The 25,276-nt window shown below is 39.6% G+C and carries 21 protein-coding genes; 4 read left to right on the top strand and 17 right to left on the bottom strand.

Features of this window, described 5'->3' with window-relative positions:
* The first annotated feature begins 185 nt into the window (after positions 1–185).
* Complete coding sequence (locus ACFINO_RS07205) at positions 186–551, top strand: hypothetical protein (RefSeq protein ID WP_375633374.1); 366 nt, start codon at positions 186–188, stop codon at positions 549–551.
* A 44-nt stretch (positions 552–595) separates the two neighbouring features.
* Positions 596–1,045 (top strand): hypothetical protein, encoded by a 450-nt coding sequence (locus tag ACFINO_RS07200; RefSeq protein ID WP_375655327.1) that lies wholly within the window; start codon positions 596–598, stop codon positions 1,043–1,045.
* Positions 1,046–1,950: 905 nt separating this feature from the next.
* Here ACFINO_RS07200 and ACFINO_RS07195 read toward each other — a convergent pair.
* Positions 1,951–2,724: a DUF4167 domain-containing protein gene (locus ACFINO_RS07195; RefSeq protein ID WP_375655326.1), complete on the bottom strand. Its 774-nt coding sequence runs from the start codon at positions 2,722–2,724 to the stop codon at positions 1,951–1,953.
* Positions 2,725–4,391: 1,667 nt separating this feature from the next.
* Positions 4,392–4,835, bottom strand: a complete 444-nt coding sequence (locus tag ACFINO_RS07190; protein WP_375633300.1) for a hypothetical protein — start codon at positions 4,833–4,835, stop codon at positions 4,392–4,394.
* Between the two features lie 1,715 nt (positions 4,836–6,550).
* Here ACFINO_RS07190 and ACFINO_RS07185 point away from each other — a divergent pair.
* Complete coding sequence (locus ACFINO_RS07185) at positions 6,551–6,721, top strand: hypothetical protein (RefSeq protein ID WP_375633301.1); 171 nt, start codon at positions 6,551–6,553, stop codon at positions 6,719–6,721.
* A 242-nt stretch (positions 6,722–6,963) separates the two neighbouring features.
* Here the strand turns inward: ACFINO_RS07185 and ACFINO_RS07180 are convergent, their stop codons facing one another.
* The 15 genes from ACFINO_RS07180 to ACFINO_RS07110 all read right to left on the bottom strand — a co-directional run bounded on the left by ACFINO_RS07180 (position 6,964) and on the right by ACFINO_RS07110 (position 23,007).
* Positions 6,964–7,761: a hypothetical protein gene (locus tag ACFINO_RS07180; protein WP_375617997.1), complete on the bottom strand. Its 798-nt coding sequence runs from the start codon at positions 7,759–7,761 to the stop codon at positions 6,964–6,966.
* Positions 7,762–7,851: 90 nt separating this feature from the next.
* Positions 7,852–8,178 carry a hypothetical protein gene (locus ACFINO_RS07175; protein WP_375633303.1) on the bottom strand — a complete coding sequence of 109 codons (327 nt, stop codon included), beginning with the start codon at positions 8,176–8,178 and terminating at the stop codon, positions 7,852–7,854.
* 699 nt (positions 8,179–8,877) lie between these two features.
* Complete coding sequence (locus tag ACFINO_RS07170; protein ID WP_375634556.1) at positions 8,878–9,243, bottom strand: hypothetical protein; 366 nt, start codon at positions 9,241–9,243, stop codon at positions 8,878–8,880.
* Between the two features lie 138 nt (positions 9,244–9,381).
* Positions 9,382–9,669: a hypothetical protein gene (locus ACFINO_RS07165; protein ID WP_375633305.1), complete on the bottom strand. Its 288-nt coding sequence runs from the start codon at positions 9,667–9,669 to the stop codon at positions 9,382–9,384.
* Between the two features lie 220 nt (positions 9,670–9,889).
* Positions 9,890–10,024, bottom strand: a complete 135-nt coding sequence (locus ACFINO_RS07160) for a hypothetical protein (RefSeq protein ID WP_375634555.1) — start codon at positions 10,022–10,024, stop codon at positions 9,890–9,892.
* Positions 10,025–11,051: 1,027 nt separating this feature from the next.
* Entirely contained in the window at positions 11,052–12,056 is a 1,005-nt protein-coding gene (locus ACFINO_RS07155; RefSeq protein WP_375655325.1) for a phage tail protein, read from the bottom strand.
* A complete protein-coding gene (locus ACFINO_RS07150; RefSeq protein ID WP_375655324.1) occupies positions 12,053–13,192 on the bottom strand; it encodes a tail fiber domain-containing protein in 1,140 nt (379 codons plus the stop codon). Before ACFINO_RS07150 ends, ACFINO_RS07155 begins: the two co-directional genes overlap by 4 nt.
* Entirely contained in the window at positions 13,189–13,671 is a 483-nt protein-coding gene (locus ACFINO_RS07145; protein ID WP_375634552.1) for a hypothetical protein, read from the bottom strand. Before ACFINO_RS07145 ends, ACFINO_RS07150 begins: the two co-directional genes overlap by 4 nt.
* Positions 13,672–13,952: 281 nt before the next feature.
* The gene (locus tag ACFINO_RS07140; RefSeq protein ID WP_375636949.1) at positions 13,953–15,416 is read right to left on the bottom strand and encodes a hypothetical protein; all 1,464 of its coding nucleotides are present in this window, start codon (positions 15,414–15,416) and stop codon (positions 13,953–13,955) included.
* Between the two features lie 294 nt (positions 15,417–15,710).
* Positions 15,711–16,406, bottom strand: coding sequence for a hypothetical protein (locus tag ACFINO_RS07135; protein WP_375633311.1), 696 nt, complete (start codon positions 16,404–16,406; stop codon positions 15,711–15,713).
* Positions 16,407–16,489: 83 nt separating this feature from the next.
* On the bottom strand, positions 16,490–17,608 hold the full coding sequence (locus ACFINO_RS07130; RefSeq protein ID WP_375643242.1) for a N4-gp56 family major capsid protein: 1,119 nt from the start codon (positions 17,606–17,608) through the stop codon (positions 16,490–16,492).
* Positions 17,609–17,849: 241 nt separating this feature from the next.
* Positions 17,850–18,623 carry a hypothetical protein gene (locus tag ACFINO_RS07125; protein WP_375655323.1) on the bottom strand — a complete coding sequence of 258 codons (774 nt, stop codon included), beginning with the start codon at positions 18,621–18,623 and terminating at the stop codon, positions 17,850–17,852.
* Positions 18,624–18,910: 287 nt separating this feature from the next.
* Positions 18,911–20,758, bottom strand: a complete 1,848-nt coding sequence (locus ACFINO_RS07120) for a portal protein (RefSeq protein ID WP_375655322.1) — start codon at positions 20,756–20,758, stop codon at positions 18,911–18,913.
* Positions 20,743–22,104 carry a PBSX family phage terminase large subunit gene (locus ACFINO_RS07115; RefSeq protein WP_375643230.1) on the bottom strand — a complete coding sequence of 454 codons (1,362 nt, stop codon included), beginning with the start codon at positions 22,102–22,104 and terminating at the stop codon, positions 20,743–20,745. The genes ACFINO_RS07120 and ACFINO_RS07115 overlap by 16 nt, the downstream gene beginning before the upstream one ends.
* A 558-nt stretch (positions 22,105–22,662) precedes the next feature.
* Entirely contained in the window at positions 22,663–23,007 is a 345-nt protein-coding gene (locus tag ACFINO_RS07110; protein ID WP_375655329.1) for a hypothetical protein, read from the bottom strand.
* A 788-nt stretch (positions 23,008–23,795) separates the two neighbouring features.
* Here ACFINO_RS07110 and ACFINO_RS07105 point away from each other — a divergent pair.
* Positions 23,796–24,164, top strand: a complete 369-nt coding sequence (locus ACFINO_RS07105) for a helix-turn-helix domain-containing protein (protein ID WP_375655321.1) — start codon at positions 23,796–23,798, stop codon at positions 24,162–24,164.
* The last annotated feature ends 1,112 nt before the right edge of the window (positions 24,165–25,276 follow it).

Here is a 25,276-nt window from a genome sequence, read left to right as displayed (position 1 = left end):
AGCATCTCAAAGGGGAACTAGCATCTCAAAGGGGAACTAGCATCTCAAAGGGGAACTAGCATCTCAAAGGGGAACTAGCATCTCAAAGGGGAACTAAAAAACTCTAAAACCGTTTAATAGTGAAGAAGCCCCTAAGCTGACAAATTGGAGTCCGCGCTGTCAACCTGTCATTTGGAAAATAATTGATGAATCCCCTTGTTTTTATCCTCTTATTAGTTTCATGTACAGATGATTTTAATAGTTGCTATTCGAACAATACAATGGTTAAAATCTATCCCACGGCTCAAGCTTGTGAACAGTCCATGGTCCCGTCCACAAAAAAGTTTGCACTTTATGGACAACAAATTTTTGCTCAATGTATAAACGTACACCCCAATTTACATCAACAAGAAGTAAACTTGATCTGGTCTGTAACAAACCATGGAAATTTCCTGCTTAAAAGCCAAAACGTAAAGGACAAGCTGTCTACAGTCCAGAAAGAAGATATTTTACCAACATCGCTTCCTCTTTTGCATTCTTCTTCCACAAACCTCTTGCACAAAAAACTTTAAAAGCATAAACCCATCAGATCTCAAAAAAATAATCAATGAAAGACATGATGGATAATAAGCGAATGCAACCTTCAAAAGACCATCACACAGAGCAAAATTCTCTGCCTCAAGATCTCCCTTTAGACCCTGCTGTAGAACGAGTAAGAAAAAAACTTATGGGTTTAATGATTATTTCCGTTTTAATAACGCTTTTCCTTATTCTAACCGTACTGTTTTTAATTGTTTATAAAGTGATAACAACCGGATCAGCGCCAAAACAAACAGAGCTATCTTCCTCTCTCAGCAAAAACCCACACGTTATCCATCATACGCTCTCTCTACCGGAAAAAACACAGATTTTGTCGCAAAGCCTCTCAGAACACAATATTGTACTGAAAGTTTTAACCCCTGATGGACAAACAAAATTTATGATTTACAATTATCACACCGGTGCACTTGTCTCCATTCTTTCTATTGAAACAACAAAAGAGAGAACGAAGATAATGCCTCATTAAGCAAACTAACATCAATAAGCGCTGACATAGCATCCTTGAAGGTTTAAACATTTTCTGCAAGCCGGCATTATCACACGCTTTGCCAGCGCGTGGGTGTTGCTGACAATCCTTGGCGCTAGAGAGAGAGTTCATAAGAGCCATTTTTATTCCTTTCTTATACAAATTTATCCACACGGGCGACGGCGCGTTTTTTACTGTATCCCCTCACTTAAATCTTGGAAAAGAAGCAACCTTTCTGTCAACGCATTCCCATTTTTAAGAAAACTGACATCACTTGGGAAAAGCTAATAAACGTGCAAGAAATACCTCTTCTTGAGTGTAAAAATTCAACATATTAATTTATAGTGATGATTTATTTTGCATGTCAAACGAGAATCTCAAATACTGTAAGATTCTCTCATCTCAAATCTATTTATGATGAAGCTCATCAAAATCATTTCCTCACATATCCTAGCAAGGAAATCGATGAATAAAATACCTCTTATGAATGATCCGCTATCAAAAGAAGAACTGTTGCAACATTGAAAATTAAAGCAATAACGCCCAGCTTACATCTTTTATTAAGCAAAGATAACCGATGGATTTCACATGATAGAATTCATGAACACCAGCGCGAAATGGGCATGAATACATTGAATATAAGTGTGAATTAAATAAAACAACGACATTGCGTTCTTCATAAAAGAACTGCCTCTTAAAATACACGGATGTGGTTTTCTCTATATCCCCTTACTTAAATCTCAGCAAAGAGGCAATCTTTTCTGTCAACAGCCTTCGTTAAGTTTCTGATACAGCCCCATGAAAACTCAAGGAAAGCGCAAGAAGCTTCTTGAGCATATTATAATTTATTATCATGATGCCAATAACATCACCACACAAGCGGGCTTACACAGCACCCTTCAGGTTTAAACATTTTCCTCTGCCTCAAGATTGACCACTCGGCGACGGCGTGGTTTTCTCTGTATCCCCTCACCTAATCCAGGCAAAGAAGAATCCTCTTTTGTTGCTGTTTTTGTTGCTGTTGATGCATCTCCATTGCTAGAGTTTTCTGCTGTTGTAAGTGAAAGCTCAAGAGATGATTCATCTTGAGTCCGTACAGTACGTCGACGAGGAGAACGACGTATTTTTTTGACAGGTTCAACATTTTTCTCAGAGAGGCAGTGCTCTTGATCTGTTTTTTCATCCGATAGAGCCTCTAAAGCGTTTTCTCGCGCATCCCCATTTTGCGCTTTATCATATTGGCCATTGCCATTTTTTTGCGACGACATTTGTAATACATCTGTATCACCCTCGACAGCATCCTTTTTTTCACCATCAAGATTTATTTCACCGCATTCTTGCCCATTGTTTTCATCACGATTTTCGTTTTCATCACCACGATTTTCATCACGCCGAACCGATTGAGACATTTGCCCAGTTGCTGCTAAAATAATACGCAAATAGTGCTCGGCATGTTGTAAATAATTTTCCGACATAACACGATCGCCTGCACCTTGTGCATCACGCGCAAGACTTATGTATTTATCGGCAATTTGCTGAGCATTCCCGCGAATTTTAACATCCGGACCGCTACTTTCATAATTGCGAGACAACGGATTAGGACCGCGACGATTATTATTGTTATTACCATTATTGTTATTATTGCGACCGCGTACCCGTCTATTTTGTTGTGGCCTCATCTTTATCCCTTTTTGGAGTGTTTGTCTTATGTGTGTCTTAATTGACGCTTCCTCATTGCATTATCTTTTGATAATGCTGATCATGTTTAACATACGATTATCAAGCTATCCGCGTTTATTTCACTCAAACGAACCCTACTGATATTGATAAAAGCATATATTTTCTTGAAAATCACAAAACAGCAGGGAAATCGTAAATCAAAAATTCCCTTTTTCTCTGTCAAACAGCAAAAACCTAATGATGTTCACGTAAAATGCCAAGTGTTTTTTTTAAAATAAACCATATTTCACTAAAAAAATAATTATCTTGTGGAAAACAAAAAGGAAAACACACATATAACACACCTGACAAAGAAAAAATTCCTGCCAGAGAATAGTATAAGCTTCCTTTTTTGCTCTAAAACCACCGCTCCTAAAAACGCCGATATCCTCTACCCCCTCGTGCATTTAACTCACAAGCACTTCCATCCCAACGAGTCACTGCGCGAACCTCTTTATTTTATAAATATAGCCTCTCTTCATCGCTAAAGCAACCCCTTGCGAGCGATAATCCACGATCGCCTCACAAAACCTCTTAACTTTTATAGATAGATTAACACGAAGTATTATTCAAGCCCTATAATCACCAAGAGATCAATCTTCTTTCCCAAACAAGTCAATGATACTATCAATTTTTATTTTAACCCATAGAGTTTTTAAGTTAATCACAGTTTTTATTTATAACAAATTGAGCTTAAAAACAAAATATTTAAATACAAAAAAATATCAAATTATGAAAAAAACGACCAATATGTCACACTTTTTTAAAAATCAGCTTCTTCTCAAAAAAATACCCTCCTCAAAGCCTATCAATAAGAATGGCCTAACGTATTTCCTTACTTATCTTTTCTGATAAAGAAAACTAGAATTATAAAACAAGCACATTTTTAAACCCAGCACAGCGCTTTACGCATGAAGAAGCCGTAAATGTTTATAAAAGGAATGTTTTTTTACTCATTTTTGTCATGTCTATTGACTTACACCCTCAAAGAATGAAGGTTCTCAAATCACACTGGTCTGTTAACAATGAAAATACTTATAAAATTCATACACTAAATTGATTTGTAATGATAATTCATATTTTTTGTGTTGAGTAAGAAAATTAATACCGTAGGATTTTTCATCCTCAATCTGTTTGCTGTTGAATCAATCTCTTTTTCTTGCATGTTACATGTGGGAAAACCTGCGTGGAGTAAAAACGATAAAAAAGTGCCTCTTATGAACCGTCTCTAAGGCCAAAGGGCTGTCGAGAGGCACCATTGGGAGCGAGCAAAGTGTGAGATAGTACCAGCTTATTCTTTGTTCAAACCATAAAGATGAACATGCTCTATAAATTTTATACATTTCATGAGGGCTTTACCATTATACCATTCACCAGAACCATTACGAAATGGATTTCCCACACTCGTTATTTCCCTTAAAAAAGCGCAACAAATCCTCCTAAAACTCCACCACGCCTCCTTAAACATTTCAAGGAAGCATCCATGCCTTATGTCGCCACACCTTAAATAAGAAGTGCGATATAACAAGATAAATAAAATTTCTATTGGTCTCGAGGCAGATCGTAATTTAAGGGGTTTTTATCTTTTCATCAAAATTCGCATCCTTTTAACTTTCCGTATAAAAACTTAAAAGTAATTGCGCCTTTTGCCTGTTTTATTTTCTCTTTCATTCAGAAAACAGTCTCGTAAGAGAAAATAATTTCCATCCCCAGGACGGACCCTCGTCAAACATTGTTTTTTAGCACTATCAGAAAGCTTATCCCACATTTCACGAATAGCAAAATAGGCCTCACTTTCCAAATTAAGACAATGCTGATAAACCTCTCTTTTCATATCGGGCATAACGGAAGCAGCAATTTCCTTGCAATATACGCGTAGATCAAAAACAGGAATAACCAATTCAACGGGTGCTTGTTGTGTTACTTTTTTATGAGAAGAAAAATAACTAACCACCTTTGCAACAACAAAACACAAAAACACTATACAAAAAAGTATTATGCAAACAAAAGCAATCTTGCGATATAATCTTTTGAAATAAGCCTTTTGTCTTGCTCGGATTCTTTTTTCCATAAAGATTATACCCTTTAATATCCCAAGAGAAGCTTTTACAGTAAAAAATGATAGCAGTATCTGTGTACACAATACAGGTTATAGCAGCAAACGATCAAGACTCTTATGTCAAAAGACTCTCTTTTTTACCGTATAATTCTTATCGTATAAAATTCTTATGAAACACTTTTCTCATGCCCTTTATGAAAAAATAGGGCTGATGATTTTCTCTCACCACTTTTAAAGACGAAGATTCTTCATCCATGCGGATCTATAAACAATTCGTCTTTGTTAAAACACATCACATTGATTTACAAAGAGTATTTATTGTTTTGCACGTTGAATGAGAAACCCGAACACCATAGGATTCTCTCATTCCAAACCTGTTTATGTTAAATCAACCAAAACCATGTCGCTTACAAGTTACAAGCGGAACTGGCATGTGGATTAAAAACTGTACAAAAAAGGCATATGCCTCTTATGAATCGTCTCACGAACCAAGGCTTTCGTAACATTGGAAACTGGAAAAATATATGAGAGTACCAACCTGCACTTTTATGAAGCATAAAGATGAGGGAGATACCTTATAAGTTTTATACATTTCATAGGGGCTTTACCCCTATACCATTGACGAGTGTTCTTGTAAAAGGGACTTGGGAGTGGGATATCTCTTTAAAAACAAGTCCATGAATATGCAATAAATGTATATTCGGAGACAAATAATATTTTAATATTTGAGGCATTCTGTTTTTATGTGAGAGGCATGATCCCAAGAAGACACACGATACATAAAAGCATAAGGCATTATCTTCATTATTTAAATAATATTGCTATAGATAGTTTTGAAAATTATAAAGGAAAAAGATGATAGTCCGAAGAGTGATTGATATGCCTTTATATTTTTTCTCAATAAGGTTGTCTTCCTATTTCAGAAATCACTCAAATACAGCCCTCATCTGGCATATATAAAGTCTAGCTTACAAAAGCTGGAATCGCTCAGAGAGTTTTGCCCTTCTGAATCCGTAAGGCTATCATTCTTCTTTCTCTCAAACATGCTACAGCTTTGAAATTTGATGTTGATTGACAAGCAACAAAAAAAGCTCTGCACTCTCTTAAGAAAACAACGCCTTAAAGTTACACACATAATGGATTGGAAAGATGTCCTAGCTTTTTATCAAACGCGCTGTAAAACAACGAGTGTAACATATTAGCTTTGCTTATCCCAAAAATGTTCATCCCAATCTCTTGTATCCAAATCTCTTATATCTCAATCTCTTGCATCCAATTCCCTAGCCTTCAACTCCCTAGCCTTCAACTCCCTAGCCTTCAACTCCCTAGCCTTCAACTCCCTTGCATCCAATTCCCTTGTGTCCAATGCATAAAAATCAAGTTGAAGAAAATATATGGACACCCCTGAACTCGAAAATATGAAAGGAAGGCGTGACAGAGTTTCGCGTTCCTTTGTTATGCAAAAGCATTAGACATTCTGAAACAAGCACACTTACTGTCTCGTAATGATTCCTTTTTTCTGCTACCGGTCAAATCCCTTTATTTAGAGAATTGGCTATCACAAGTTATGCAACAAATAGCGCTATATGCAACAAACAGAACCTGATTTATATCCGCATGGAATTCGTTCCAGTTTACATGATTGGCTCGCAAAATCCACTTGACTTTCCCCTTTGTCTTTTCCCCTCATGGGATCTCTATCACCATAGAACAAAAAGCGATATTTTATGACGCTTTATGGACAAAATCCCCACCGCCCGAAGAGTTCATCACATGACGAAAAAAACACTCCCCATATTCACCACACACAAACACTTCAATATATAAAACTTACATGCCTTCTATCACCGCACTCTCAAAAAGCAGCACGACAACAAGATAAGAAATTATTGATGTAAAACTCCAAACAAAGAAAAAAACGGATTTTCTAATCGAGGTAAACAAATACTGTTAAATCAACGCTTCCATTTTTGATGATGTCACACCTATGCTTTATAGCACCCCTATCACACTTCATAATACCGAAAAATTTTCTCTGCCCTACGCACTATACGCATCAGAACCAATCAAATAAAACAGAAATGCACTATCTTCCTACTTTTTTGTTTTTGATTAAATAGCAAGATATAGCTGTAATTCTTTAAAGAGCTTCATACCATAGATTCATTTTATACATAATATCATCAACAGAATGTTTGTATGTGCTGCAGGAAGAATCCCCAGAACGCTCCATATGACCACTGGATGAAGAGCTGTTACAGGATTCTACAAGAAATGCCAGTGACATTGGAGATAACGCATCCTCGCTATCAGAATAATAAGCTGATAAAAAAGTGTAATCTTGTGAAGGAAGTGTCCCCGAATTTACTTGTGATGGAGCGGCAACAAAAAGAGAATTAAAGGTTCTAGGACCAATGACAATATCACCATTCGCTTGCCGCATAATACTTCTTGCAGAGTATATATGATTTGTATTGATTGCCCCCAGCGAAGCCCATTCATCCTGCCATAAATATGCATAATAAAGATCCATAACTTGTTCATGTTGAACAACGTTGTCAGCAGACATGGCTGTATCAAAGAGTGAGTTAGGAACATAATAAAAATTTATATCTGGAATAATTTCATATAGCCAGTACGTTTCATCAGGATTATTAGCAATCTGTTGCCGCGCCATTCTGTAAACTGCATCCATATTTGCAGTTGTAGACACAAATGCTGAAGTCTGTTGAGCAAGAGAGTGCCCAGTTACATGATGTATGATATCCTGATCATCCCCCCAAGGGGCAAAACCTCCTCCAAAGAATATAACAGATGGAGAGCGATCATCTATACGGAAAACCATATGGGGAGGATCAATAGCATATGACAGATTTACATCTGAAAAGAAAAAAAATAAAACTGTCACTAAAAATACTGAGAATGCTCTTTGAAACATTTTTATACCTTTGATATACACTCCATATTTTATACCTGTAACCTCTTGAAGCGTTACAGATATAAAAAGGGAGAAAAACCCCTATTGATCTTATTTTAAAGTGATGGCTAAAACCCTTTTTGCTGGCACATTACCCGCTTCAAAAATAACCATTACTTTTCTGTTCAAAATGACTGCGGTTTTTGCCAAATCCAAAATACTTTTTCCAACAATGTTATCACAGCCCCAAACACCTTTTTGAATGTCTGAAGTAGGGCTGATACCGTATCTGAGCTCTAGGAGACATTGTGCTCCTGCGCTAACGACTTGAACCGAATTAAGATAACCGTTTTGTTCATAAACTCCAGCATGAGAAACACCTGTTGTTAATGCTATTATCACCAAAACGATGGATATTTTTTTCAAAAAGCTTTTCATAATTTACCTCTTTTAAATTTATTGCAACGGACATGAAATGCATCCCCATGCAATCTAATGGATATTTTTAACCTCCTCGCCTCCTTAAAGACGAGAATTTTAACCAGCTTTAGCCCGTGATAAGACTGCCTCATCTCAGTCTATTCTTACCTCTATCCCCGCTGTTGCACGATTTATTTTACAGGCTCTACAGCAAAGCCTTCCCTTATTGATGCCGCGTGAATGATGACTCATGCACACAACAAAACACCGCATGCACAAGCTCTACCATTGGCGATATCTACCACTGACAATGTCTGCCATTGTTAATGTACGTGCATTCTACGGATTCAAAATGTGTCTATGATTTATTGCCTATCGCAAGCGGCATACTGTCAACAAAGACAATTAAGACACGTATTTACAGCCTCACTAAGCTTAAATCTGTCTAACACCAAACGCTAGAATGAAATTGCCATCTAAGCTCAAACGACGATTGATACAAAATCACTCAGTTTAAAATAGAATCAACTGTAGTTGAATATCTTAAGATAGATCCTCAATACCGATAACTCATGAATTCTGTAAAACATGAACGATTATACTCTGAGTAAAAACTGTAAATCAGAAAACTGCTAGGGTTAAAATAGCCTTAGTGTAGAAGATTGACCATTTTCCAAGCATCGCCTATTTAAGTCACAACGAATACAGATAATACGCTTAATTATCACGCACTCTCAGCCCTCGAATAACATTGATTGAATAGTTACTTCTGTAACAAATATCAACGAATTGCGATGTACTGTAAGCTCTATAGGCCAGCTCAACAATCTCAGGACTTTGAATATGAAATGTTCTTCCTACAATTTTTGACATTTCTGGCTCTTCTGTAGGCCTCGTTTCTAAAACAGAGAGAATATTTACCCCTTGCAAATTTTTATATGGAATTACAGAAATATTATTGATGATTTGTGAGCGAACCATTGTTCCACCGATATCTGAACAATCATCTGAAATAGTCCACGGACGTGCAGAAGCTGGTCCAGTAAGACACAAAGCTAAAAATATTAAAATCAATTTTTTCATTATAGAATACCTCTTTTTCATTTTTGGTTGATCAAAAAAATAAATGCTCTATGGACAGGCAAATAACTATCCTGTTCACAACTATCTATCTCACTGCTTTAAAGGAGCTAAATCCCATAGAGACACAAATCGAGATGGTTAATCACCCATCGTTTTACTTTTATCCGCTTCTTCAGCGTCTTGTTTGTGTTTCACATCTTCAAGATCTCTGATAATCGTTTTCAATTGTTGTTCTAAAATATCCAAACGCTGTGTAAGTTGGAGAATATTTTGAGTCTGTATTTTATCAAAACATTGGAGATCTTGACGTGTTTGCTTCAACAGAGCATTCAAAGGAGCATGTCCCATTCTTCCGCTAGCATAAAGAACCACACGAATACATTCAGGATCATCAATATCAGCAATAGAAAATGGAAAAAGTGCCATTATATCCCCCTTTTTGATAAGCTAAACGCGTATTAAGCATTTGAATATCTTTTTCCGTTGTACGGCTCTTGCATTTCTCAGAAAACCTCAGACAACTATATGAAAGGCTTTTGAAAAAAAATTTCCTCATCGAAAATTTTTACAAGGTATTTTTTAGATTATATTCTGTTTTTCACCTAAAATGATAATTTTATCACCTGAAACCAAGAAAAATGCATGATCACCTTGATGCTTTGTTGGCTTTCCCCAAAAGGACAAAGCCCGCTCCACCGGTCTTCAAACAATGCCAATCGATAAACAACAATCTGTAAACAATCTGGTTATTATCTAACGGATTTGGCTTGGCTTCCCTCATCAAATGCACCTTGGAATGCATCCCCTGTCCAGAGTTACTCTACAAACAACACTGCTTTAGGAATACGTACAGATGAAAAACACCCCATGCATAAAATTTTAACCGCATCTCAAACAATAGTATTTTACGACACAACAGGATAAACCATTGTCTTACAGATTTTCTCGTATCACTCTCATTCTGTTTCAAGAAGTTTCCTGACAAGTACAAAATGCATCTAAGAGAGTCAATTACTCACCATGTGTTAAACGCATCGCCAAAAGACTTCGCAAACCCAGCGCCCATTTTGAAAAAAAGAACGCTTTTTGCATACACGCTCTACCCAAAAGAGGGAGAGTACCATTTTGCCTTTTCTCGCTTTAAATAAACATATCCGTTGACCTCTTCCCGCCACCTCAAAAGACAAAGATTTTAGCCCCACATCGGTTTATAAAACAATCCAACTACTCTGAAGGGATTCCGTCTGCTGCTCACTTATATGATTCACTTGCATAAGGCTTAACCAAGCAAGCCCTCCACTGAATAGATGTCTCTTCAATACTTAAATGGATCAAGTATTGTATGTCTTATTTTCCTTATATCACCAGCTTCAATAATAGTGTTTTTATGACGGTGTTTGACGGCATAACATAATAGAATAAATTTTACCCATGGGCTTTTTGTCATCGCACAGCAGCGCTTTAAACCCAACGCTTTAATAATGTATCACGATACCACAAGAGAGAAGCATTTTGGATAAAGTCTTTATTCCTCAGCAAAAACTCTATGAATAAAGAAAGGGTTTTTGTTCTCCCCCTACCTTCAATAATCACTGTCTTGATCCTCTAACGAACAATAGGCAAACTTACCTTTAGACATCCAACAAAGGCAGCACAAAAAATAAAAAAATAAAGAGAGTTGAGTTTTTTTCTAAAGCGCCTCAAAACTTTCTACACAATATATTCTATAAGACTTTATATTCAATAAGACTTTTTTTCATAACAAATATTTTGTAAGTATTTTTATCTTTCTCTCAAAGCTTTCATTCTCAGGCTTTGACAGCATAAACCACCGCCATATTGACGGGGCGTGTTTCATCTCCCCCTGTTTTTTGCAACAAGACCTTATGTTCATGCTCTCCCGCAGCCTTCGTTAACCGATCTTTATTGTAGACTTGAGCCAGATTTCTATAATATTCACCGTGATTCATATCCCAAACTACCTTTTCAATCATTGGATAACTATGCTGGTGGTTACCTGTCGAATCTGTTTTTCCTTCATGGGTATGAGATTTAAAAGACTCTTCTTGTCGACTTCCCAAGCGACGTCCTTTATCAATTGCTTTTCCACTATCGAGCCCCCGTAAAAACATTCCACGCAAATCGGGAACATTGAATGTTGTTCTCCCATCTCCTTTTCCCCATGTTTCTCCCAGAACAGCAAAAAGATTGGCATAGTTCCTTCGCGAATATTCTTTACCATCACACAGTAACCATCCAGAGGGTATTTTTTCTGTAGCAAAAGTCCCGATAAATCCAGAAGAAAAAGTTTCAGGCAAAGGAGGAAAGGGCGGAATTTCAGGAAGTTTTATAGTAGGATTGGTTAAAAACCAGCCATCAGCATTTTTTCCGGCAATATCACGCGTATAGACAATTTCATAAAGTCCTCCTTTTTGAATTTCTCCGCCCTTTAAAGGCATAATACCCTCTGGCGTTGCCATATAAGTTGGTCGTGGAAGCAATTGATTTAAAGAAATATTTGTTATTCCTCTGTTGACGCCTTGTGCTTTAAAGCGCACAACAATGCCATCCATATAAGTCTCAAAAAAAGACTTTGTTGCCAAACGAAGTGACGTTCTCTCGTTTTCCACATCGACAGTAAACTGTGTTTCAATCCCGCCTCCATTATCCAACAAATATTCTTTGATGCGTTGCATCATAGCGCGAGCACTATCATTGACTGTGCTTGGCGGTTGCCCTTCTGCCCAGTTTATATTCTCGTCGACATAAGCATTTTCTGATGCAACAATTGACCAATCATAAATCGAACTCATAAAAGATACTCTTTATTCAAAAAGGGAAAGCGAGCAAAAAATGAAGAAAAGAAAGCCGCAATTTTATTTTTAGATGCCGGTATTTTCTCCCCTTTCATTTTTTCCATTTTCAGTCCTATTTTGTCATAATCAACATGCAATAACTTTGTTTTCGCATTGACATAAACAGCTTCAGGGTTCACACGCAACACATCTTGCGCCATAACGCCCTGATAACGTTGTGGATTTCCCTTATAATTAAAGGTATAAAGTGGATATCCCTTTTTCTGCCCCACAGGGATAATATTTTCTTTTGTTCTCACATCACAAAGCCCTAAAATTCCTCCGACCAATCCAAGTACTTGCTGCGCATCACGCAATGGATCTTTTGTCACAGAAGGCATTGTCGTGGATTTTCCTGAAGTCGTTCCGTAATTTCCAGCAGCCTGTGTTCCTACCTGTAACAAACTTTGCAATCGGTTCCAATCTTGATTATCTTTTTCTGACCATTTTTGGCGTTCAGCATCTAAGACATTTTGGCGGTTTATATCTTGAATCATACCCCCTTTCAAAGCATTGCTTTGCACGTTACTCTGTCCTTGATAATAGCTATTTGCCGCATTAACTTGATCATTCTGAGAGCGATCAATCATCTGGTTTGCATTCATCATATTGTTAATATCTTGATTATATTGCTGTGCTGCAGCATTTGTTGCCAAGGCGCCTAACTCATCGGCCAGCACACCAGTATGAGCCCCAGAGCCATAACGTCCTGCTCCCGACATCGATTGATTAATTGCATCGGATGTTTTATTCAGAGCATTTTGCAATGCAGTATTAAATTTACTATTGCTTCCAATCCAGCTTCCCTTAGCCATACCGGAAAGATTTGTAGCGCTGTTGGTTGGTGCACTCAACCATTGCGTTACCGTTGGATTGTTATAGAGCCCTGCTGCTTGTTGTAAACCGGTCAGCGCATTTTTTGTCATATTGCTAAGACCAGCGACTCTGTCTCCCTGATAAACGTTTCCGCCAATTCCCTTATTATAAAGTCCAAGTGCATCAGCACTGGCTTGTTTAAGAATATCAGCCGCCCAAGCAGGTGGAGCATTTGTTTGTGTTGTTGTCTGCACTTGAGGTGTGGTTTTTCTACTCATGGGTTCAGAACCTTTCTATATTGAATAAGATTACGAGAATATCCGTGATGAGCGAGCTTTTTCGCCCATCCAGTTCTTCCAAACATGTGCATTTCTTCAGCATTAATTGTTCGCGCCCATTTTTCGACTTCATCAATCAACTTGACCAATTTCAGCCCTCCCTCTCCAGCAAGATCAGAGAGAATGACGCATTTTTTCCCCGTATGGGTTATTTCAACTTTGGTTATTGCAAAAGCACTAAATTGGATTTTATTTTTTAAGACAAGCCACAATTGTGCTTGTCCTGTAGCGATTTCTTCAGCAATTTTTTCCAGACAAACATCATCCGGAAAGCGCTGAACATATTTTTTCAATGCAGTATTGAGAGCCTCTTGATAGGGAGCTATTTTTTCCCATGGCCACCGCTCTGTCAGATGAGCAGAATATAAATCTTGACTCTCTTGCATCATAATTTTAGCTCTTTTAGCTGTGTCACTCATCTCCCCTCAAATAACATCCCCCTACGAATTTCACGCATTCCATGCCCCCCGCACAATAAAAGAAAAAAGTCTCCATCATCCCTTTGTCACAACAAAGGAGGAACTTTCTTCTTTATAAAAATAAACCATTGTGCAGCCTATTTTTCCTTTATCGCAGAAAAGCATGAAACATAACGCACCACCTTGTTCCTTTGTTTATAAAGGTTTGGGAAGCCTATGGGGCATTTGTTCTTTAATAATAGAGGCTTGAGCCTATCGCATGGTATTACAAAAGGGCATGCCTATCGCATGCCGGCCTGCGTCAATTCCACATCAAATCCAGTGACATGAGTCCAATTCACCCCTTCAGGAATACGCAATTTAAAGCGATAAAACCGTGCCCTTGCGCGACAATGAATTTGTCCAGTATTATAAGAAGGCTGTTTTTCTGGTAACCAAACAGTTTCCTCTTCAAGAGATTGTCGAAAGCGCATTCCCACAGACAAATAAAACTTTCCACTATTGACTTGAGGCATAATATTTTTCACCCGTGTTATCATGCCATTTGTCTGCCCCATTTCTTGTGATGTCACAACACAAGCCATAGGACACCCAGAAAACGAACCCAGTCTTCCCTGTTGATCAAATGCCCCCAGAATAGGCGATTCATTTTTCCAAGCTTTACTATCAAGAGAAAAGGATAAATCGTCAATATTCTTAGTCACAAAATCAAGACCTTCCAGGGTTGTTCCGGCTAAGAAAATAGGCAATACCATTTTGATATCGACGAGAGCTTTTGTCCATTTTTGCAACCCCCAATCATAAATGAGCAAGATACGTTTATGAAGATTCTCATCAGAATCAACCATCCAATAAACACGATTATACACCCCATCGATAGCAGCAGATAGAGTGTACAGATTATCCTTCCTTGATTTTGCGGTCATCGTTCGATCGACTTTTTCGAACCCAATGGGTATAATCTGTCCCTCATTTGTTATTTGATAAAACCCGCCCTCATCGGCAAAGAATGCTAAATCGCCTCTACAAACAATTGATTCAGCATTTTTTGCGCCTCGTTTATCGTGGATTTTTTGGAAACTAAAAATAATCTTAGAGCCAGGGATAAAAGAACCGGCATAGATTGCAGAACGCATAAAGATAATTGGATTTGTTGTCTCCGTTGCCCCTTGGACGAATCCGCCATCAGGAAAATCTTGATAATCACAACTTTTTTTCCCCACGGTCCAAAATTCAGCATCATTTAATCCAGACCAATGAACCCTTCTTGGATGCTCGGTTAATTTCATCAAACAAACGAAATCTCCCCAGATTCGAACAATCCCTGCCTGTGGTGGATTTCCTCCTAAATTTCTAAATGTTTTATCATGGTTAATATCAATCACTTGTGGTTTATCATTGGCATTCACCGCAATGATAAAATCACCAAACAAAGCAAAAGACCACGGAGCATCAACATTAGCCAGATAAGATTTTCCTTTTTGGCTAATATCTTTCCAGTTCATTGTTGTATTATCAAGTAAGTAGATTTTATCTCTTGTCCCGACAATAATAGAAACCCCATTTTTTGTTTTAACCGCAAGAGTGCCTAAGATTGGCTCCGGACAAGGCTCTGATAAAGGTTCAAAACTTGGCATAGGGATATAGGAGCCATCCGCCGGGAGCACATTAACAAGTTCATCGGTAAAAATTCCATTGATATCCGCCACATCGGGTCGATAATCAGCGATTGGGAAAAAAGCCATCAAGACCCCCATAAAATCTTTGAAGAGCCCAGTGCCATTCAAAACACCAAGGCTTATTGATAAAAAAACCACAAAAGCCCTTAAAACTCTAAAGGCATAAAATTCAACAAAATAAACAACCTAAAGTTGTTTAACGCACCGAAAAAACGATACCATAAATAATGGCCACCCCAACGCCATCCACCAGCCCTTCACCATCAACACCCAACGCGCATCCAACCATAAGCGACAAACCAGCCACCAGTGCCAAACCAACCTTCAACGCCAGCCATAAACGATTTGGAAAAAAGTCTTTTAAAAACGCATTGGGCGAATCTTTGAAAAACCTTTTCGGCGCGATGTTTCAATGCGCAAAGCTTGAAGCTGTTCTTGAAAATCTCTGAAAGAAACGGCGGCATATTCAGGATCTTTAAGAATATTTTTATAAAGTTCATATTTTGCCCGTGCTTTAATAAGATCAAAAGCATAAATCAACCAAGGATTATCGTCTTCTCTCAACTGTTCATCAGCAAAATGAACAGGAGCATAAGAAAGCTGTACAGTTTCCACATGTTCTGGTGTTGGAAAGAGTCCTATTTTTTGATCAAGGTACGTATAAAAGAATGGCGTTCCTAGCGCAGGATGCATACCATATTGTTGATGCAACACTTCCAAGGGCTTAAAGAACAACTTTGTTGGTGTTGCATCCTTTGTTACTAAAAAGACGCCCTCCAAACTCTTTTCTGATTCAATAAAAACCCCCTCTTCTTGCCCATACCATGTTTTACCACTTTGTGTTTTAAACGTCCTTTCTCTTTTTTCATTAAAGAAAAAGGGTTCGCGTTCACACAAACGCAAAGCCGTAAAAATTGAATCTTGAATTTGCAGGGAATATTCCGCTGTTGTATCGTCAATTTCATCTTGAATAAGCGCGACCATATAAGCAAAAGTTTTAGAATGATCTGAATGTGTAAGGTTTAGATTTTGGGGATCAGTGGATAAAGTGGTCATAAGCCTGTCCTTGTTTCTGGAAGCATTTTAAATTTTTCCCCCAACAGATCCCTCTTGTTGGGGGAAGAGAGCAAAAATTCGCTTTAAGCGGGTGCTCCATAAGTTGGGATGACAATAGTGCCAAAATCCTGAGCCCCTTGCGTACTTCCTGGCAAGGTAAAGCAAGTTTTTTTCATACCAATAATGGTTTTTGCCGCGACCCCGAATTCTCTTTCATAGTCGAAGAGTTCTTCCACCAATTTATAGCGTGTTGCTCCTCGATCTTTACCAAAAGCAATCACAGCACTCTGCGCACCAAGCAGAACAGCACGACGCACATTTGGCACAGCTTTATTTGCCGTCCCAGATTCAACCCCTTCGGTAATATGTTCAGCTTCGCGCAAAACCACACCATTATACATGCCCAACGATCCATCATAGAGCGGATTTTTGATACGACTTCCACTATAGATTGCCTTGGTAATGTCGAGCCATTGCCCCGCATCTGTATTGGTTCGCAATTGTGTCACTTGGGTTGGATGGAGATAAAGCACATAGACATTTTCCCCATCGAGCCGCACAGGTCTAATTTTAGGATTTGCCAATTTAGCCCGTTCAACTGCTTTATCAATCAAGCTGAGATCAAAAACATCGTCTTCTTTTAAGTCCTCATCTTTTGCTTTATCATTAGGACGTACCACGCGTTTATTGGTTGGTGCCGTTGGCGCATTAAACCCATAATGGACAGGTTTAAGAGTAATCGTACGTCCCTCAAAGTTAATTGTTTTTGCGGTATACCCGCAAACTTGAATGAAGAACATCATACTCAGACGATCTGCATACCAATCAACCAAACCATTTTTTGCCTCGGTGCGCAAATCATGAAGAATTCGTTGTTGATCAATCGTTCCCTCATTTTTGACACGCACAGCATGAACGAGTTCATTAATTGCCAAGCGATCATTGAGAAACTGTAAAGCTTCTTCATTGCCTTCCAATGTCTGCCCTTCGCTCACCCCATCGCCTAGCAACTGCACACGCAAATTAAAGCTAATAGCATCCCCACTTGCTTTCGTAGTTTCATCTTTTAATTGTACGATACTGTTTGAATCATTTCCAATCAACGGTGCAATTGGAAGTGCTTTTGAGACTTCTTGGTTTAGTAATTTAGACCATGTGCGCACTGCCATTGGGTCATTAAGTCCGATATAAGTTACAGTCATTTTGTCCTCTAAAAGTTTTATTGACATAAAAAACCCGGCAAAGCGCCGGTTGTTAAAACACCACATTTCATTTCAAATGGTGAATATGTTGTTCGTGAGTTTTATCTAATTTCTGTTAGCGTCTGCCTCCCCCTTATAAGAGCTCTCCTCTCCACATCCGTGTTTGAGAAATCCCCCCGCATTCTCCTGCGCCAAAAGCCGCTCCACGTTCCCGCAAAAAGCACCTGCCACATTCTTGTTTTTAAAATTCTCTCCCACCCATTAAACGATTAAAAGCAGCTTTATTTTTAGGTTCAGAAACCCAAGCGCTAAACTCTGCTTCTGACATTTTATCAAGCATATCCAAAGAAATCGGCCCATTTGGCGTCAAGCCGTTATAAGCAGCAAGAGTACGTGCAGAATTGTGTCTTTCCTGTAAATTTTCACCCATGTTATTGGGAACATTTGTGTAGCCAATTTTTTGTGCAATAGAGTAAATCACTTCAGCCGGATTTTGATTTTTTTGCGCACAATCGCGCAAGATCTGCTTCAACTCATCACCAATTATCGCATCAATATTTTTGGGATCTGCCATCTCAGGATAGAGCGAAGCACAAGCTGCCAACTGTTTAGCCCGCGTTTCATAAATAAAATCAGCTGCTTGATCAAAATCATCATGCTTTTGTTTAACACTGGCAACAGACTGCTGAAAAAACGCATGCAACTGTTCTGCTTCCAAAGCAAGAGAAGGCTGTTGTTTTTCATGTACAAGCCCTTGTTTTTGGAGTGTTTTTCCCAACCATTGCATATAGCCCATAAAGTCTTTTTGTGGATCTGGTGGAGCATCTTCTCCCCCTTGAACCTCTTTTCCAGCCTTTTGCGAAGAGTCCTGTTGTTGATGCATTTGCCCTTGAAAATTATCTTCAAGAGTTTTTTCTTCTCTTCCAATTTCACCATTTTCTCCCTCTTGTGTTGAGACCAGAAAATCTTGTTTCAATTGGTTTTGTTCTGCCGGCGTTAAGTGTTCTTGATCCATGACATTAGCCTTCTCTTTTTTTAAACAATAAAATCAAATTTTTCAGATAAAACAGCTCCATAAGCATTTATCCCCTCAATGCTCTCTCATCATTTAGCACCAGCATTCCCCCCAATGCTCTCCACCCCACATGACGGCAAGACTCTCCCTCTCCACCCTGCTTTTCCCAACAGTCCTGCCCTACAAAACAGTTCTTTTGAGAAAAGGGAGCCCATGCACTACGAAAATCGATAAGCAATTTATGATATATGGCGTTTATCAGAAGTCACTCATGACAAAGTGTCCTATTATTGAGCCTTTACTGTCTGCAACATCTGCATTATCTGGTCTGCCCCCACATTATTCCCCATCTGCGCTGAGGCATTTTGCTCTTCTTGAAAAGAGTTTTGCGCCTTTATCGCAATTTTATGAATAAGTGAAGCCGGTAAAGGCGAATAGCGTAAGAGATCGAGCATAATCTCAGGCGTTGCAAAATTTTGCATCAAAGGAAGCAATTGCATGATCAGTGCAAAAGTACGCTCTTTTTCATTAAGACTTGTTGGCGCATCATCAACGACAATATCATATTCCAAACTTGTCACCATTTCGCGTGTCAGCGGCACATACTGGGCATTTTCATCACCGGCAATACGCACCAACCGCCCATCGGACAGATAATTTTGAATAAGATAGAGAATAATTTTTCCCTGTCGTTGCCGATATCGACGCAACCCATCAAAAAAGGAAGCCAAAAGATTAAGTGACGATTGTCGCCGTTGTTGTTCAAGAATGCCAGGCTGATTGACAGCTCGCGTCCCAATAAATTCAGAAGACAACCCCGTCACCTGTTCGAGAGCGCTCTTTGCTTCATTAAACAATTGGAAAAACCCTTGCGGAAATTGTGCCACGGGTTTAGGTTGGATTCTTCCCCCAGACACAGCACCACTTTTCAACCAAGTAATACTATCGGCTCTAGCCCAACTCTCGAGGGCTTGTCGATCATCATCAAAAGCATCGCGTTCTGCCATAATTCCGCCTTTTGATTGGCTATTGAGCAAATGCATCACTTGACTAAAATATTTGTTTGCCCACCGTTGCGGATCTTTTGTTGGCTTAACAATTCCGTAAAATTGCCGGCTTAACTTATCAAAAGTACCGGTAATACACTCCCATCCCAATTGATTGGGTGGAACCAAGGGCTTATCAGGCGCTTCAAGCAGCTTTCTACCTAAAAATGCCCGTTTGACAATTTTTCTGTTCAACCTTGTTGCCTGGACATGAGGAAAGGTTTTGCTTAAATTTTGGAAATCCTGCTCTGAATAATCGACAAACTTTCCACTTAGAGGCTCGAGAACTTTATAAACCACCTCGCGTTCAAACCAGCGACATTCTACCAATGTCACCATTTTAGGACGTTGATAGCCGCTCCCCTCTTCTCCTTGATACCCCCTCTCGGACTGATAACTTTGTGTCATCCCATCGCTGGTTGAATGTAAAAAACTCTGATGTTTAACCCAATCAGCATTAAGATCGCTCCAATGAACATTGGGAAACATTTCCTGCGCCACAGCAAGGGGTTTTTCATCAATATACCATAAGCGTTGTGCATCAATGAGATTAGGCTTGACAGCACTTGCATCCCACACCATTTTCATCGGGTCTAAGCGTGCAATAATTGGTTTTCCTTGTGGATCTTGTTCATAATCAAGGCGTGTATCTGTCCAGCCCATTCCGCAAATAATTGCATCTTGAAAAGCATCGGAATCTTCGTATTCCCCGTCAGCTTCATCACGAAACCACTCAGCCGCCCCTGTCAGAATCTGGTTCGCAAAAGCTGCTCCTTCTTGTCGTGGAATAAATTGAACTTGTCTTTTATTATTGCGCTCAGCCCCAATCACGGCATTAATTAAAGGTGCAATACGGTTAAAAGTCATGACCGGTCTGTTTTGTTCGTTTAAGACAGCCAAGTCTTGCTCATTCCATTGCCGTCCATTATAAAAATCGTAATCTTCCTGGGCATTTTTTCGCCATTTTTCGACATGATCAATATCATCCTGATACCAACCCACGAGTTTTTTAAAGAGAGCTTGATTTTCAAGCGTTTCGATTTGATTAAAAGAAGAATCTGTAGACATATTCATTAAAAAGCCATCCATGAAGTTTGAGAATGGTGAAACGAGCGATAAGGTTTTTTTCGCGCTTTAGCATTTGGCTGTTCATAAGCCACACACATCAGTCCAAAGGCATCGGCCCCATGGCTTGCCCAATCATGTTCAGCGCCTAGTCCGATATTGCGCTGTTCGTCGCGCTTTTCATGATACCAAGCAAGCGCTTTTCTGCCCGCACATGTCGTTTCACGATTAAACCATAGTGCAGGAAACAACCGCCTTACGGCTTCGATACGCATTTTCACAGCGCCTGTTCCTTGATTAGGAATTATTTTGGTTTGAAAACCGGCTTGTTGAAGGGCACTTTCAAAACTCACATTATAGACACGATCTTTTGTTGCGCCATCATGAGGCAAAACCATAAGAGCCTTTTCATATCCCCTTTGAAAGACCCATCCCACATGCTCTGAGAGAGGCTGTCCTTGAGCTTCATAATAATCGAGCACTCGGATTTCCCGTCCAACAAACTGCGCCACCCACAATGCGGTAGCATCGGCCTTTGCTCCTGTTCCCCCGATATCCCAAAAGATTCTCACCTGCATCAAAGGATCCCGTGGAACAGTGGTAATCCGCCCTTCCATTTCGGCTTCCAGCAGACATTTCTGATAATAAGCCCCTTGGACAGCTTGGAGATATTCGCCTTCCCAAATATGGTTATACTGCTCTGGTCTTTGCTGCAAATCGTCCATTCGATCACGATTGAGTTTTTCAGGAAATTGCGGATTATCACGCCAATTGATTTCCACCCCTTTGATATAAGGATTATCGACATTTCGGAAACGCTTTTCCACGGCTGCATTTTCATGGCACGGGTTCCATGTCACCCATAATTCTGCATTCCAATCTTTTCCTTCTTCGCGCAAAGTTGGAATAAGTGTTTGCCAAGCAGTTTCTGTCACGGGCTCGGCTTCATCGACCCAACAAAGGAAAACGCGCCCCATTGATTTAATACTTGCGATATTGCGATCAAGCCCAGCAAACACATAGACGATCCGTCCATCTTTTGACTTAATATATTTATCGCCGATTTCATAATAGTCTTGTAAAAAAGGATAAGATTCGATAGCGCGTTTAATTTCCTCCAAAGAACTTTCATTAAGAGAATTTTGAAATTGCCGTGCACAAAGAATAATACCGCGTTCTCCAGCCATTCCATGGCGATATCCCACCACAGCAGACATCAAAGCAAAAGAACGTGTTTTTCCAGAACCGCGTCCTCCCCAAGCGGCTCGCACATCGGCATTTCCAGTAAAAACAGGAATAAGCTTTGGAATAAGAGCCACTTGAGCCGTTTTCTGCTCAATTTTTTGAGAAATTTTCTGAACAGTTGTCATTATAAATTTTCATACTTTAGCAATAATTGCGCTGCACCCTTTTGCTTATCCCAAGTTTAATGATCCCAGAGCAATTGAATGAAAAACGTCCTTCTCAAAAGCAGCGCTTTATCTTTTCTTCATCCTAATATTCAATAAATTTCACTTTTTTGCATGAGATCCCCTTGACCCCACCTATGCGCCTCAAGCCCCTAAGGCACAAAAGCCCCACCCCCTCAAACACCGCGCCTGTCATCCCCCAACCACAAGCACGGTATCCCCCCCAACCAAATCATAGCCTCAGCACATGGCTCTCAGGCAAATCCAAAGCCCAACATCCTCCAAGATCATGCCTCTCAAGCATCACCAATCCTCACACTTTATCCCCCAAGATACCCCCACCAAAACACATGCATCCCGCAAGCATAACACTTCTCTCAAGTTTCATGCCCCCCACCCATCAAAACACTGTTCCATATCCACCACACAAATACCCTGCACCAAATTCCCTCCAGCACACGGTCCCTTACAGCATCATTCACCAAAGCAGCCCCCTTCCAAGATATCACCCACCCAAGCCTAACATTTTTCAATATCACAAGCCTCAGTTATCGAGGTATTATGCTTCTCCGGTTCGCTATTTTTTGCATTCACTGGTACAATCTCGATACGCGAAACTGTTTTAACCTGCCCTTCTCCAGCCCCCTGAAGAGGCAACACTTTTGCAAGAAGCGAAAAAAACGGTACGGGATTATTGAGAGCATGATACTGAAGATAAGACACCAGCCCATCTTCACCATAGTGATATCCAGCCTGCTCCGCCGCTGTCAGAAGAGCTTCATTAAATCGCTTTGTTGTTTTATTTAAAGCCCCTTTTTTCCGCCCTCTTCGACGTAAGGGAAGACAATGTTCATCTACCATCATCATGTTCCTTCCAACTAAAGAGAAACCAAAACCTCAAACACAAAAAATGACATAAAAATCAGCAACAAAATTTGCCAAGCATTCAACAATTAAAAATGGGACACACCCAAAAAGATAAGAGCCCACATAAAGCCCAAATCCTCCGCTTCATTTTACAGATTCACATTTTTACGCTTTTACATCATTACAGAAAAAAGCCAAATGAAACTCAAAAACCGCCATCCCCACGCCCCTCTGTAAACACGGGTCTGTCAACAAGCTGATTTCTCGTCTATCAGATTTCCCTGCTGATTATTTCATATGGCTATCCCACACTTCAAAGAATGGTGTTTCATCAAACACGCCAGATAAGCTCTGATCTACAATTCGACTTCAAAAAGCAAATTTTCCTCTGCTGAATAAAGCTTCCACCCCGCACCGGTTTTAAACTATAAGCCAACCTTTTACCCAATAAATTCCCCTACTAACATCAGATTACCGCCCCCAAACATCCCTATTTTACAGTATAACAGACTAGAAAATCTTTTAATTGTTCTTGCCAATCCCTTGAAATTACTTTATCACTCAAAGGATATTTTGATCGTCCACGCAACGATCAATAAGGGATAGTAAAGCCCTAAGCTCTAGCGTAAGAATGAACCCACTTTGTGGGTGTCCCGGGATTCCGGGAGTTTTTGCTATGTCCAGGTGTGATAAGCACTAAAAGCAAAAATGCTGACTAGAGCTCAGTACTTTACTACTCCCGGAATACCAATGCGAGGGCGCTCGCAACCGGAGGGGGGCTTGAAGTGCAAACTAAAAATTCACATTTCAACGACATTTCAATAGGTAAAAGAATCCGTTATAGACGTATTTCAATGGGTCTTTCTCAAAAAGAGTTAGGAAGCCATTTAGGTGTCAGTTTTCAACAAATCCAGAAATACGAAAAAGGATCTAATCGTGTAAGCGCGGGGTGTTTGCTCGAAATTGCTAAAAAACTAGAGGTTCCTATGAACTTTTTTTATGCGGACCTTTTAACAGCAGATATTCCCACAAAAGAACATGCCTTACACCACGATCAAGACACATACAGCGAAAAAGAATACGCACTTTTGAAAAACTTTAGAGAGCTCGAAGCGAAAAAACAAAAAGCAATCTTGTGGTTGATTTCTGATTAGACAAAAGCACACCCATCAACATCCCTCGCCAATATATCCAACATCCTTAAAATATAAGCTTCAGATCACGACACTTCAAAGAAGGCAATTTTATCAGACACGACAGATAAGCGCTGCCCTAAAATATTCCCTCACACACTTTTCTCCAGTCAACGCGATTTATACCCCTCTTCATCCCAGCTTTCCCCACTCCATTCACAAATGCGTCCCCTAGTTCTCCGACCACATTCCATGTCAAGACAAAAGCATATAACGCATAAATCCTTCACTTCACTTTTACGTATTCACGTTTTTACGCTTTTACATCTTTACAGAAAGCAACCAAATGAAACTTTTCCCCCAGCATCTTACACTGCGTTGTCAAGAATCCAACATCTTGTAGCAGTTTCCTCCTACCAACCACTCAGACAGATCAGCACACCATACCCCTCAAAAAATGGATTCAACAAGCAAGCCTTTTCTGAATATTCTTACACCCATCCCTCTCCAACACAAAGAGCGAAAGCTCCTACAAATACCGATCAATTCCGCTTCGAAGCAAATACCCCACCCAAAAGACAAAGCTTCACACACACCAAAAAGCTTCTCCCACAGCGCCAATTTTCACATTCTGCATCCTAGCTTTCGACTTCATTTGCAGACTCGTTCCCCAGTCCTTTCCCCCCATTCCATGCCAAGACAAAAGCATACAACACATAAATTCTTCACTTCACTTTTACGGATTCACGTTTTTACGCTCTTCTATCTTTACAAAAGGCAGCCAAACAAAATTTCCAAACTAACCCACCACTCAATAAACAAGAGTCTGTTAACAATCCCACTTTTTATCGAGCACATTGCATTTGGGCAACCACCTCTCACCACCCCTCAAAGAATACTGTTTCACCAGACACGGACAGATAACCCCTACCCTCCAATATCCAGACACTCTCACAAAAAGCACCGTATAAATTGATATGCTTGAAGGTCCCTCGACGGCATATCCTTGCCTCTAATGCCTCCATCTCACCCTACCTCAAATGACAATATTTTACTGCATAAGGCATAAGGCATAAGGCATAAGGCATAAGGCATAAGGCATAAGGCATAAGGCATAAGGCATAAGGCATAAG

This window comes from Bartonella sp. AA83SXKL (genome assembly GCF_042196965.1).
Taxonomy (GTDB): Bacteria; Pseudomonadota; Alphaproteobacteria; order Rhizobiales; family Rhizobiaceae; genus Bartonella.
Note: the sequence above shows the minus strand (reverse complement) of the source record. Positions and strands in the feature narration are given on the sequence as shown.